The 12,557-nt window shown below is 42.4% G+C and carries 12 protein-coding genes; 7 read left to right on the top strand and 5 right to left on the bottom strand.

Translation table 11 applies throughout. From position 1 onward, the window contains the following. Nucleotides 1-49 precede the first annotated feature (49 nt). The 5 genes from GVO60_RS17710 to GVO60_RS17690 are packed head-to-tail and all read right to left on the bottom strand — an operon-like array spanning nt 50 to nt 4,508. On the bottom strand, nt 50-991 hold the full coding sequence (locus GVO60_RS17710; protein WP_159656424.1) for a tripartite tricarboxylate transporter substrate binding protein: 942 nt from the start codon (nt 989-991) through the stop codon (nt 50-52). 40 nt (nt 992-1,031) lie between these two features. Beyond that, complete coding sequence (locus tag GVO60_RS17705; RefSeq protein WP_159656422.1) at nt 1,032-1,517, bottom strand: universal stress protein; 486 nt, start codon at nt 1,515-1,517, stop codon at nt 1,032-1,034. 52 nt (nt 1,518-1,569) lie between these two features. After that, complete coding sequence (locus GVO60_RS17700) at nt 1,570-2,862, bottom strand: NAD(P)/FAD-dependent oxidoreductase (RefSeq protein ID WP_159656420.1); 1,293 nt, start codon at nt 2,860-2,862, stop codon at nt 1,570-1,572. Between the two features lie 43 nt (nt 2,863-2,905). Beyond that, nucleotides 2,906-3,328 (bottom strand): RidA family protein, encoded by a 423-nt coding sequence (locus GVO60_RS17695; protein ID WP_159656418.1) that lies wholly within the window; start codon nt 3,326-3,328, stop codon nt 2,906-2,908. A 43-nt stretch (nt 3,329-3,371) separates the two neighbouring features. Then, entirely contained in the window at nt 3,372-4,508 is a 1,137-nt protein-coding gene (locus tag GVO60_RS17690) for an ornithine cyclodeaminase family protein (RefSeq protein WP_159656416.1), read from the bottom strand. 243 nt (nt 4,509-4,751) lie between these two features. On the opposite strand from GVO60_RS17690, the gene GVO60_RS17685 reads away from it, so the two are divergent. The 7 genes from GVO60_RS17685 to GVO60_RS17655 all read left to right on the top strand — a co-directional run bounded on the left by GVO60_RS17685 (nt 4,752) and on the right by GVO60_RS17655 (nt 12,496). Next, on the top strand, nt 4,752-5,591 hold the full coding sequence (locus GVO60_RS17685; protein ID WP_159656414.1) for a helix-turn-helix domain-containing protein: 840 nt from the start codon (nt 4,752-4,754) through the stop codon (nt 5,589-5,591). Between the two features lie 96 nt (nt 5,592-5,687). Continuing rightward, complete coding sequence (locus tag GVO60_RS17680; RefSeq protein ID WP_159656412.1) at nt 5,688-6,308, top strand: putative outer membrane beta-barrel protein; 621 nt, start codon at nt 5,688-5,690, stop codon at nt 6,306-6,308. A 165-nt stretch (nt 6,309-6,473) separates the two neighbouring features. Beyond that, nucleotides 6,474-7,409 (top strand): phosphate/phosphite/phosphonate ABC transporter substrate-binding protein, encoded by a 936-nt coding sequence (locus GVO60_RS17675; RefSeq protein WP_159656410.1) that lies wholly within the window; start codon nt 6,474-6,476, stop codon nt 7,407-7,409. A gap of 3 nt (nt 7,410-7,412) precedes the next feature. Continuing rightward, nucleotides 7,413-9,566: a bifunctional diguanylate cyclase/phosphodiesterase gene (locus GVO60_RS17670; protein ID WP_159656408.1), complete on the top strand. Its 2,154-nt coding sequence runs from the start codon at nt 7,413-7,415 to the stop codon at nt 9,564-9,566. Nucleotides 9,567-10,065: 499 nt separating this feature from the next. Next, nucleotides 10,066-11,688, top strand: coding sequence for a serine protease (locus GVO60_RS17665; protein ID WP_159656406.1), 1,623 nt, complete (start codon nt 10,066-10,068; stop codon nt 11,686-11,688). Next, complete coding sequence (locus GVO60_RS17660; RefSeq protein ID WP_159656404.1) at nt 11,685-12,044, top strand: hypothetical protein; 360 nt, start codon at nt 11,685-11,687, stop codon at nt 12,042-12,044. Before GVO60_RS17665 ends, GVO60_RS17660 begins: the two co-directional genes overlap by 4 nt. Nucleotides 12,045-12,286: 242 nt before the next feature. Further along, nucleotides 12,287-12,496, top strand: coding sequence for a DUF2986 domain-containing protein (locus GVO60_RS17655; protein WP_159656402.1), 210 nt, complete (start codon nt 12,287-12,289; stop codon nt 12,494-12,496). The last annotated feature ends 61 nt before the right edge of the window (nt 12,497-12,557 follow it).

The following is a 12,557-nucleotide window of genomic DNA, read 5'->3' as shown; positions in this document are numbered from 1 at the left end:
AAAAAAGGGTGAGTAAGTCAACCAGAGACATTTACTCACCCAATAGGACCTATTTCATGTAGTTAAGCAGTTCTTTGGCGCTTGAAAAATCATTCTCAATAACCTGTTGCGCTTGCTTACCGCCCATCCAAAACACGTTAGCACCTGTGTTTTGGCTAATAGCCGTTACTTTGTCACTCTGTAGTGCTTTTTGCGCAATATCAGCGATGACTTGTTTAACATTGTCCGGCGTTCCTTTTTTTACAAACAAACCGTTCCAGGTGGTTTGCGCTACGCCAGTTTGCTCTTTTAATGTCGCAACATCAGGGCTAATACTGAGGCGTTGGTGAGTAATGGAGGCAATAATTTTCACGTCTCCGGATTTCAAACAAGACAAGATCGTTTGAGTCACGGTATTCACCACGTCGGCGTCACCGTTGGATAACGTTGAACAGTTGATTGCATCAAACGGTGCATTTGATGAGAACTTAATCCCAACCTCATCAGCTGCTTTAAAGGTTATTGCAGTAGGCAACGCTTGATAGCCGAAATGAGCAAGTGAGACATTATTACTCTGTGAGTAGTCGGCGAGCTCTTTCAAGTTGTTGTATGGTGCGTCCGCTTTAGCTGCAATCACAAATGGGTAATCAAGAAAGATCCCTACTGGCTCAAATGTGGTTTGATCAAATGGCGCATTACCCGAAAGAATATGTGTCGTTAGAATATCGGCGACAAACGAACCAATCGTCAGGCCATCAGGGCGAGCTCGAGAAACTTCTGCAGCGCCAATGATTCCTGCACCACCCGGCTTATTCACAACGGTTGCAGGTTTACCTGTTTGCTTTGCCATCTCTTCTGCAATCAAGCGTGTCAATACATCTTCTAGATCGCCAGGAGGCCATGGCACGACATATTTAACCGGACGATTTGGGTAATCGGCTGCAACACTTGTGATTGGTGCAATAATCGACGCTAGCGCGATAGCTGTGATCAGTTTAGTCCTTTTCATCATAATTCCTTTTGTACTATTAAGCTGGCAATGCTCAGCATGTCTATTTGTTCGTTATTGGTACTATCAGTACTGGTACTTCACTTTTGTGTAGAACCTTATTCGCAGTAGAACCGAGAAATACTCTGGACAACTCGCTGGTTTTCCTATTCCCCATCACAATCAGTCCGGCATTAAACCGATTTGCCGTATTGAGGATCACCACTTCTGGGTTTCCGAACTGAACACATATCGAAAACTGGACTTCGATATCGAGGTGAGACAGCTTTTCTTCAATGTATCGATGTATTCGTGCTTTTAACTTTTCGATTAACTCGTTTCTGTGTTGAGCGGAATGCAGCTTTTCTATATCACTCGGTAGATAGGAATATGAGATATCCGGTGTCACAACGTCATTCTTACTCACCGCATGCACATAGATAATGGTTGCTTGGTGCTTAACGGCTTGGTTAATCGCAGCTTCAAAGGCGATACGGCTTCCTTTACTCGCATCTGATGCATACACAATTGCGTCAATATTTACAGCCATGGCCATACCCTACTTTCACGATTCAAAGTTCTTCTATCTCAGGAAATTAAACTCATAAACGATTAAACCGATATGGCGTCGGATTAATGATCGGTTCCCTTCCCGTAATAAGATCGGCTGCTAGATGCCCAGCAGCGGGTCCAGTCCCGAATCCATGGCCGGAAAAACCCGTGGCTAGCGTAAGCCCAGGGATCGTTTCAACATGGTCAATCACAGGGTTCGAATCCGGAGTGACATCAATTAATCCTGCCCACGCTTCTTCTATCTCCGCTTTTTCAAAAACGGGATAGGCGTTTCGCAAATTAGTCATTGCTTCATTTATTAAGGTCTGGTTAGATCTAGGGTTAAGTGTTCTCACATTTTCAAACGGCGCTTTTTGGTCAGAGCGCCAACTGCGAGGCATCCTTAAATCATCAACAAAGTGCTTCCCTAGTTTTATTCTTAAAAAGCTACGCTGATGTTTGAGCTGTTCGAGATATCGATGACCAATAAGCAAATGGTCAAGACAGACTGGCGCATCAAGGGCACCACGTTGGGTAATAACAAAACCACCATTGTGATGCTTACGAAAAGAGAAGTTTGACGCGCCCACTGCGATATCACTTGGCCCCGTCATCGGCTTGGTTCTTATCACAGAGCAGATGAGTGGTAACGTCGGTAATGATACGTCGAGATTTCCTAAGAAACGTCTGGACCACGCGCCACCAGCCAATAGCACCTGGTCACAATTGATTTCTCCTAGCTCAGTCACCACGCCACTCACTCGACCTGCCGACATCGAAAGGCTTCGCACGGCACAATTCTGAATAACCTTAACGCCCAATTGGATGGCTTTTTCGACTATTTTTGTCGTAGCGATACAAGGCTCAGCGCGTCCATCTGAAGGAGTGTAAATTGCTCCTTTCCAGGATTTGTTACTGCTACCTAGCATTGCGCTCACCGCACTGGCATTGAGTAGTTTTGAATCAAGGTCAAAAGCATCCACGGAGTCTAACCAATCTTGATAGATCTCCATTTGTTGCTCTGTGTCAGCAAGAAACATAATCCCTGCTTGCTTATAGCCAAGATCATGTCCCACTCGTTGGTTCATCTCTGCCCACAATCGATCAGCGGCAAGAGCCAAAGGTACGTCTTCTTTATGTCGACTGGTTTTGCGAATCCAACCAAGGTTTCTTGATGACTGTTCACCCGCTACATACCCTTTCTCAATCAAAATCACAGGGACGTTGTTTTCTGCTAGGGTCAGCGCCGTACTGGCACCGACAATACCTGCGCCAATAATCACCACACCTGTGGATTTAGGTAACGTGTTTTCTGTTTCAAGCCGAATGATATTTTTTGTCATGTTAAACCTCTCGCTCAATTCAATATGGGCAACGAATGCGCCACTACCTTGAAAGTACGATTTCCTCAACATCTGCCTGTGACGCGCCACGATATGCCGTAACTTCAATCTCAACTTGATAAATCGAAGAGCCCAAAGGTGGACAGGTGACCGTTGTGGTTGGGTTTACACCGCGATACTTACTACCCACTAACTCCATCACGGCCGGTACAAGATCTGGATTTTGAATAAAAACTTTAGAGCTGATGACATCTTTCAGACTTGCGTCTACCGATGCTAACGCAGCTTCAATATTGGCAAACACTTGCTCAGTTTGCTCAAATGCATCTTCCGGCATGACACCTGTAACTGGATTCCGACCAGCTGTGTTTGAAACAAAAATCCAGTTGTCTACTGCAACCACACGCGAATAACTTGCGACTTCTTCCAGTTTTGAGCCGGTCTTTACCTTGACGATACGAGTCATGGAGATTTCCTTTCTAAAATGAATAACCTAATGATCTGCGTTGTTATTTGAGCTCTGGTTGACTCCAAAGATTAAGATCAACACCAATGCCTCTCTCTATTGCATTGCGATATATCTTGGTTGCCCATGCAACGTCTTCTACTGGCATTCCGCCGACCGAGAGAATGATAATTTCCTCTTCATTACGACGTTTAGGTGATTCCCCCGCGACAATTGCACCTAGATCCTCGAGATCATTAATCGTCAATTTTTCTTCTTCGATCATGTCCATGAAGCGAACGCCAACGAGTGGAATAATATTGTGAGCAGGCTTAGGAACTTCTTCATACCACGCTTGATAAAGACCAGTATTGTCGAGGACTTTTCGTACATCGCTCTGTTCCATTCCTTCATCCAAACGACAACTTGCCGGCATTGCCAAAAACGCACCTGGTTTTACCCACTCTCGCTTCACTTCTGGATAAAGACTTGGATCACCTGTTTCACCTGAATTGCAGTAAGTAACAATGTCTGAGCCACGAACAACGTCTTCTACGCTATCCACGACTTCCACATTTGTGATTTGTGGAAATGTCACCGAAACCCAACTTAAAAAACTGTCTAAGCTTTTCTTACCACGGCCTTTGATTTTCAGCGTATCTATCTTGGGACATGCCGCCATAAACGCCGAAACTGAAGTTTTCCCCATCACTCCAGGGCCAAGAAGACCAATCACTTTGGCGTCTTTACGCGCAAGATATCTTGCCCCTACTCCCGGAATTGCGCCCGTGCGGTACGCTGATAGTAGATTTGCTGACATAACCGCAAGGGGCGCACTGGTTTCAATGTCATTGAGAATGAACATCAAAATTGAACGCGGAAGATCTTTCTCTCGGTTGGCAATGTTGGAGCCATACCATTTGACGCCGCATGTTCCAAAATCACCACCTAGATAAGCTGGCATTGCCATCAGTCGACGATCTGCAGTTGGTTTTGGCATCGTAGGAATGGGCGATTGTTCAGGAAACGTTATCATCGCGCCATGTGAATCATTATTTGGACCTGCCATGCGGTAGTCACCGTGGTGCAACAGCGCGAACATCTCTTCCATCGTGTCCACACATGCAACCATGTCTGTCACGCCAGCTTTAATCATGTCTGGTTCTGATAAGTAGATGAAATCGATTTTGGTATTAAACATACGTATTCCTGCTTCCCTGTATAAGTCTCAGTAAGAGGCGAATAAACGATTTCAATGCGTCTACGCCTCTGAGTGATTTATCTGTTAACACCGATATTAGAGAGAAGGTAGGCTTCGATATTGAATTTTTGCGACACACATCAATACGCAGATCACAAAACCAATTAACATATTAACAATATAAATTTACATTCAATTAACAAGGTGGGATTTTGATACTTTGTTGTATCGCGAGTAAACCGTATGTCTGACGCAAATCTTGAGTTTAAAATAGCCACCTTACACTCAGTTCAGCCCTGGTTTGTGTTAGGAGCAAAGCGTTTCAATTCGCTACTCACACCTGAGAGTGCTTTTACTTCGCATTTCTACTCGTTTGACGCCAATGATTGTACAAACTCCTCTATTGCTATACCGGACGGATGCATAGATCTGCTGTTTGATTGTAATTCTGATAACCCCAAGGCGTACGTCTGTGGCACTCCCCTAGAAGCAATAAAGGCTGACTTTAAACAAGGACACAGTTATTTCGGAGTTCGCTTTAGACCAGGTGTTATACCTGATTTGCTCAACCTTGATGTTGAAGAAGTAATTTCAAACCGACTGAATTTAGCTGATTTAGTTTATGAAGCTGACCGAATACTTGAGCAAGTTAGCGGTACAAATGATTTTTTGAGTAAAGCGCAAGCAGTGAATGAATTTGTTAGTCAATTTGATAGTCGCTCATGCTCTCACTTAACAATGGAAGTGATCACTCGAATTACTCATGCTCGGGGAAATATCCAAATACAAGATTTAGTTAATGACACCAACTATTCCGCCAGAACATTACAACGTACCTTTCGTAACGACATTGGTTTAACGCCGAAAGCATTCAGTCGCGCAATCCGATGCCAATCAGCGGTATACGAGATCAGCCACAACAACCAATTACTGCTTTCAGATCTAGCATTCGATTTAGGTTTTAGTGACCAAGCCCATTTCCAACGAGAGTTTAAAAAGTTAGTCAGTGTTACACCTATGACTTACCAGTCAATTACGCAGTCTTTAAACCCATGTCGAAATACAATAAGTTCCTTCCTGTAACGAAATGACCTTACACAGCCTTACGAAACTATTATCGATTTTATAAGCAAGCCAATTTAGAGTTTTAGCGTTCCGATTCATATGAGAAATATCGTTATGCTAAAGAAATCTCTCACCACTATTGCCGTTAGCACTCTATTTTCATTCCCCTCTTTTGCTGACAGCAATATTGTTTCTGACATGTCCCATATTGGGTTTGGTTACAAGCACGCTCATCTTAAAAATGGTGTGTTTGAACCCTATTCTGATGGCGAATATATCAATGACGAAGGTAAGACCTACGGGGGACTATATTTAGATCTTGGTCTGAGTGTGACTGAAACATTATTCCTAGAAGGCAACGCTGATTTCGTAACACGTTTTAGCTCAGGAATAGACTCATGGCGTTTAGGCGGAGGGGTGAATGTGCCCATATCACCAGTAGTCAGCGCGCCTTTTTCTTGTGGCGTCATCAACTACTGGGCGAATAGCGATTACTCCTCTTCTTTCTCCGAACGAGCCGGCTATTGTAAAGGAGGGTTAAGAGCTCAACTTGCAAAACACTGGATGATTGATGCGTCCTATCGTCACGATTTTCTTCATGTAGCCAAAGATACTTTTAGCGTAACGAATGTATTTCAATTCGGGTCAGTATTTGGATTTACGCTAGGCTTCGATTACGCCCAACGAAAGAAACCAGAAAGTGCTTTCACGGTTGGGTTACAGTTTACTCTTTGAATTTTAAGGCAAGTCGCACAATCCGACTTGCCTTTTTTGTGTGTGATGCCGCATATTTTATAAATCCAGATTATCCATTTCGTCAATTAATGACCATGCGACTTTTAATTTCGACGCTACCATGGTAAAAGGTATGGTGTATTGTTACTTTCGAATAGAGTGTTTATGAAAAAGACGACTGTTGCATTTTTATTGGCTTGTAGCTCACTTATTTGGACTCCACCAACTTTTGCGAGTAATAGCGAAACACTCACTTTAAATTATGGCGTCATCTCATCGAAAGCTAAAAAACGCATCAAAGATAGCTATCCTCTTTTTTCATACGTCGCCAAGCAATTGAACCATCTTGGCTATTCCGATGCCAAGATCAACGTGTATCCAACCATCGATGAATTGGTTTCTGCTTTGCAGCGAGGTGAAGTCGATATAGTTAGCTCAACGATTTATCCTGCACTCATCGTTAAGCGGCGTGCTCAAGCTGAACCTTTTCTTGTTCGTTGGAAAAAAGGAGAAGAAAGCTACAACTCAGTATTTGTCACTCATAAAAAAAATGAGTACAACGATCTGTCACAACTGCAAGGTAAAGTCATCGGCTTCGAAGACCGTGCTTCTACCAGTGGTTATTTCCTCCCTATGGTCACGTTACTGAGCCATGGGTTAGAGGTACAGCAACTGACTTCTCTTCAAAGCAAACCTGACGCCGATAAAGTGGGCTACTTTTTCTTTGATGACATGTTACGTGAAACCAACGAAGTCAATATGACAATGTGGACGGCGAAAGGTATGGTAGACGCCATTGCTTATAGTTCATCCAATTGGAACAACCCCAAAGACACCCCAGCGGCTCTCAAACAGCAATTACATACCTTTGCACGTACCAATGACTACCCGCGTTCAATCATGAGCATTTCTCATTTACTTGACCCTGTAGTCGCGACGCAACTCAAAGCGATCTTATTGGAGTTAGACCAATCACCAATAGGCTTAGAAGTATTAGAAAGCTACCAAGAAACAAAAAAATTCTCGGTTCTCAACAATCAAGCGAATGATCTGCTCTATGAAGCGGAACAACTCTTAACTAAATTTGATGCACACCAATAATTGATGAAAAGAATTGGATTCAAAGGACACCTGATTTTTGCCACAGCATTCGTTGTAACGATTGTCTGTGCTCTCAATTTTGTTCTATACAGCGTCGCGTATAAGCGTCAATCTGATCAGATTTTTGATCAAATCACCCACAATGTGGAGCAATCGCTGCGTAAGAAAGTTGAAGAACAAGCCGTTTCCTTAGCCAATGCGCTCAGTCAGCAAGCATTCGATCCCCTATATCACTACAACGTGTCCGAAGCTTTATACTTACTCCAGACAAATTTAAGCCAACCCAACGTAGAGCTAATACAACTCGTTGACAAAGATGGCATGATATTCCATGACGGTACACCAAGTATTGTTAACTTCGGGATGCCTCATAAAGAGCCAGAGCTTATCCGCGATGTCTTCCTTAATCAGCAAGTCATAAAACGCCATGTTAATGATCGCCTGCTCATCGCCGCTCCCGTCTCTGAATCAGAAATTCACATTGGCGTCGTCTACTTAGAGCTTAACAAAGACAAACTTGTTACTGAGCTCAAAAATAATGCCAAGCAGCTAGATACGTTAGGTCAACAAGATTTAGAACGAATGCGACAATGGCAATTGCTGTTTTCCGCTATTGGCATGATTTGCGGTGTGGCTATGGCATACAGTGTGGCAGGGTCATTCGCCAACCCGATTACACATATTATCCAGCAGCTAAAACACAATCGAGATGGTCGCTTTGAGCCGATTTCTAATACTACTCAGTACAAAGAGCTCGGGCGTCTCGTTGATGCTTTTAATGAGATGCAGAGCTCTGTAAAGAAGCACACTGAACATATTCAGCATATGGCTTTTCATGATCAACTGACTGGTCTACCTAATCGTTTTCGATTTGTACAATTGCTGGATGACATCATCATTCAAAAAAAACCAGATCTGCTAGCCGTATTCTTTATCGATCTCGACGATTTTAAATTCATCAATGACAATTATGGTCATCATATTGGTGATGATGTCATACAAAGAGTTTGCGATCGTGTCACCGCTCTTATCGAACATTCATTTTCTAATGTCATAAAAGGTTCCTGTTTACTCTCTCGAGTTGGTGGCGATGAGTTTCTTTTGATGGTGCCTTACACGCGTGAAACTCGGATCACCGCCATAGCTGATCAATTACTTCACGCTATTACCGAGCCTGTTGAACTTCAGAATTATAAGTTGGTTTGCAGCGCGAGTATCGGCGTCGCTTGTTATCCAGATTTTGGTCATCAAGCAGAATCACTTTGTCGCCATGCTGAATTGGCCATGTTTGAGCAAAAGCGCAAAGGGAAAAACGCATACAGTATTTACAATCATGAGATGAATAAGACGGTAGAGGAAAGACTTTACGTAGAGCGTGAACTGCGCAAAGCGATGGATGACTTATCTCAATTCGAACTTTGGTATCAACCTAAATTTGCTACGAATAACCGAAGTATTGTGGGCGCAGAAGCCCTCGTTCGTTGGAACCACCCTACTCAAGGTTATATTGGCCCAGACAAATTTATCCCCGTTGCAGAATCAACAGATATTATTCTCACGTTGGGCGAATACTTAATTGAACTGGCTGCAAAACAAGCTTACCTTTGGCGTGAGCAATATGGTGAAGAGTTTTATATCGCGCTCAACCTATCTCCGCGACAGCTGCATAGACAAGACCTCGTCCACCTGTTCAAACGCGCTCTAGATACCTACCAACTGCCAGCATCGGCTTTGCACGTTGAAGTCACTGAAACTCTATTACTTTCAGACAGTAAACAAATTAAACATGTGCTCGCGGGTCTACGCAACCTCGGCTTAAAAGTTTGGCTGGACGATTTTGGTACTGGTTACTCTTCGTTAAGTTACTTACAAGAATATAAGTTTGATGGTGTTAAAATTGACCGCTCATTTATTTTCTGCCTGACATCAGACAACAACAATACTTCTCTAATTGAAGCCATTCTTTCCATTGCATCAAGTATGAAAATGATGAGTGTCGCAGAAGGGATCGAAACAGAGCATCAACTGAATATATTACAGAAACTTGGATGCGAATATGGGCAAGGTTATTTTATCAGTCGCCCTCTTCCGCCGCATGTCTTCAGTTTTCAACACCGAAGAGCGTCTGCAGAGGAGAAGCTTCTAGATAATTGTTAATAACAGTCTGGTGATTGAAAGCATTCTTATCGTTACTGAGGTTATAATCGGCTTTTTTATCTGTAACGGTATAGAATAACAACTCGCCTTATCAACAGGAATTGTTATTAGAACGTACATTTAACATTAAATTCTAATTTAATAATCACTTAAATAAAATTTCATTTCAAATAACATTTCATTTAGCACCCTAGCCTGTATATACCTACCAACGTTAAATACAACAAAGAACAGACTTCTCACAAATACAAACGCATAGCTTTATATTTCGATGAATACAAAGCCTACACTAACACATTGTAATTAAACAACATAAAATCAAATTCTCAGATTTACCGTTGTCTTTTCAAGCCAAAAATCCCCAACTGACATTTATAATATTAATATTTTTTTATCAAATGATATTGCTTAATATTAACCTATTAGGGTAATTTACATTACTAATTATAAAGAGGTGACTTATTCACCAGTAAAATACATCACTATTATGGAGTATCTAGTGAAAACAAAAACGTCAATTTTGGCTTTAAGCATTATTACCGCCTTCGGAGTTTCTGCAGAAGCATTTTCACGCGGAGAACAGAACTCAAGATTTGATACTAAGATAATTAACGGCACTAAATCTCAAGTCGATGCCTGGCCGTTTATGACTGCGATAGTCAACAAAGGTCAAAACGCCTTTGATGGTCAATTCTGTGGTGGTAGTTTTATCGGTGACCGATACGTACTCACTGCGGCTCATTGTATCGATGATAAAAACCCTGAAAACTTAGACGTCATTATCGGCATACATGATCTAGATAAAGAAGCCTCTCAAGGTCAGCGTGTTGCGGTAAAAAACATCTATGCACATGAGCAGTATGACACAATAACCCTTAATAGAGATATTGCGGTCTTAGAACTCGACAGAAGTATCACCGCTACCTCTGTGGTACTGGATAGTTCTAGTCAAACATTGGTGACGGGTGATGACGTAATTGTTATGGGTTGGGGTAACCAAGAAAGCAACCCGGCGGTAAGACCGACCTACCCTAGTGCATTATTCGAAGTCACACTTCCAATTGTCAACACAGATACTTGCCGAGCAAGTGGTGGTGACTACACTACCATTGATGACTCAGCTCTATGTGCTGGATTCCCTCAAGGTGGTTATGATTCATGTCAGGGTGACAGTGGAGGCCCGCTAGTATTCAACAACAACGGCGTAATCACTCAAGTCGGTGTTGTTAGTTGGGGTGAAGGGTGCGCACAAGCAAATAAGTATGGTGTTTACGCCAACGTAGCAAACTTAAAAAACTGGATCGACAACCAAACCAGTGGCGTTAGCTACCGACAAAATGTTTATTATGGCTATGTGGCAGTCGATAAAAAAATATCACAAAGCTTAACCATCACTAATAATGGGGCTGATTCCTTTGCTGTTACTGGTATTGCCCTTTCAGATCAAAGCAAACTAAAAGTTCTATCGAATGAATGTGAGAGTATTGGTACGCTTTATAATAGTGATAGCTGTAACATCACAATGGAGATTACCCCAGCTCTAGCCGATAGCACACCAAAGTTAACTGTAAATACAAACAGCTCAACTCACCCTACCCTAACGACGTCATTCCATTCCTATGGTCTATTAGGTGCAAACCTCCAACTTTCTGAAACTATTGGAAATAGTAACTCAGTGTACAGTAACGCTAACCCTTGGGAAGTCTCTGACTCATCGAATAGCGTAATCACATCTGCTAATACTCCATTGGGGCAACGTTCAATCATCATGCTGGACAACTTAACCAAAGGAAAATTGACTTTCGACTTGCGTATGGAAATTAACGATGGGGATAATAACTTCCAGGTATTTGTAAATGGAGAACGCGCTTGGCGTGGTTCCGGTTTCGAGATTAACTGGTACTCAGAAACAATTAATTTATCCGAAGCTTCAAATAACGTAATGTTTGTTTTCGAGCGAAGCGGCAACGCCAATGATTCGGTTTCGCTCCGCAATATTCAACACAAACCTACCGCCACCACACAAAGTAATAGCAGTGGTTCGTCAGGCGGCAGCTTACCATATTGGGTAGTATTAGCTCTTTTACCACTAGCAATGTTAAGAAAAAAGCAGGTTGTATGAAACATTTAAAGTTCATTTGTCTAGCGATACTAGCTACTACAGCTATGGGATGTAGCAATGCCCTAGAGATTAAAACGACAAACATAGAAGGTACATTGGAACCACTCCTTTCTCATAAAAAGTGGGACCATTTGCTGCTGTTTGTCGCGAAGTCTAATGGGTGTACTCAAAGTGATAGTTTCCAGCTACAAATTGATAGCGTAGAGTCAAAACAAGTATCGGTTAGCGTCATCCGAACACAAGATGATAATTGTCGACGAGCCCCAATGTTTGAAGAGTTCCAACTCACCTTGCCTCAAGAACTTCAAAATGTTGAATTGGTGGTAAGCAACCCTCAAGCAAAGCCACTTCATTGATCGATAATCGCCAATCTTAACGATAAAAAGCGCCTTTTGGCGCTTTTTTTATCGGGGTACGCTGTTGCGATTGAACAACCTAATCGCTCAGTAGCTTGGCTTTCATACAGTTCCACCGAATTAGAGCAAGAACTAGTCAAACTCTCCTCTTCAAAACAAGATGGCTAAAGTCCGATATAACTTTGAGGTTTTGCATTAACTTCTGTATTATTCGCGCCAATTAGAGACCATAGGCTCAAGTCATGAACCGTAAGAAACGAATTAATAGCATCCTGAAATCGAAGCAAAAGAAAATGAACGCTAAGCTGCACAAGAGCAACAAGCCTCGCTATATTTCTAAAGCTGAACGAGCAAAAATGGAAGCGGAAGAGAACGCACAAAACGGTGCGGAAGTAACAAACGAAGCCGCAACAACAGAGCGGGCTCAGGCTGAAGAGTCGAAAAGCGAATAGATAAACGTATTTGTTCGCCCAAAAACAACAAAGCCAGCGTCTAATAGCGCTGGCTTTTATG

Source organism: Vibrio atypicus, from assembly GCF_009811315.1.
Taxonomy (GTDB): Bacteria; Pseudomonadota; Gammaproteobacteria; order Enterobacterales; family Vibrionaceae; genus Vibrio; species Vibrio atypicus.
The sequence above is the reverse complement of the archived record's forward strand: the minus strand, read 5'-3'. Positions and strand labels throughout refer to the sequence as shown.

Bases quoted from the DNA above. Each gene is read 5' to 3' on its own strand.
- GVO60_RS17695 (WP_159656418.1), bottom strand. From the start codon at position 3,328: ATGACTCGTATCGTCAAGGTAAAGACCGGCTCAAAACTGGAAGAAGTC.
- GVO60_RS17675 (WP_159656410.1), top strand. From the start codon at position 6,474: ATGAAAAAGACGACTGTTGCATTTTTATTGGCTTGTAGCTCACTTATT.
- GVO60_RS17685 (WP_159656414.1), top strand. From the start codon at position 4,752: ATGTCTGACGCAAATCTTGAGTTTAAAATAGCCACCTTACACTCAGTT.
- GVO60_RS17700 (WP_159656420.1), bottom strand. From the start codon at position 2,862: ATGACAAAAAATATCATTCGGCTTGAAACAGAAAACACGTTACCTAAA.
- GVO60_RS17655 (WP_159656402.1), top strand. From the start codon at position 12,287: ATGAACCGTAAGAAACGAATTAATAGCATCCTGAAATCGAAGCAAAAG.
- GVO60_RS17660 (WP_159656404.1), top strand. From the start codon at position 11,685: ATGAAACATTTAAAGTTCATTTGTCTAGCGATACTAGCTACTACAGCT.
- GVO60_RS17690 (WP_159656416.1), bottom strand. From the start codon at position 4,508: ATGTTTAATACCAAAATCGATTTCATCTACTTATCAGAACCAGACATG.
- GVO60_RS17670 (WP_159656408.1), top strand. From the start codon at position 7,413: ATGAAAAGAATTGGATTCAAAGGACACCTGATTTTTGCCACAGCATTC.
- GVO60_RS17680 (WP_159656412.1), top strand. From the start codon at position 5,688: ATGCTAAAGAAATCTCTCACCACTATTGCCGTTAGCACTCTATTTTCA.
- GVO60_RS17705 (WP_159656422.1), bottom strand. From the start codon at position 1,517: ATGGCTGTAAATATTGACGCAATTGTGTATGCATCAGATGCGAGTAAA.
- GVO60_RS17710 (WP_159656424.1), bottom strand. From the start codon at position 991: ATGATGAAAAGGACTAAACTGATCACAGCTATCGCGCTAGCGTCGATT.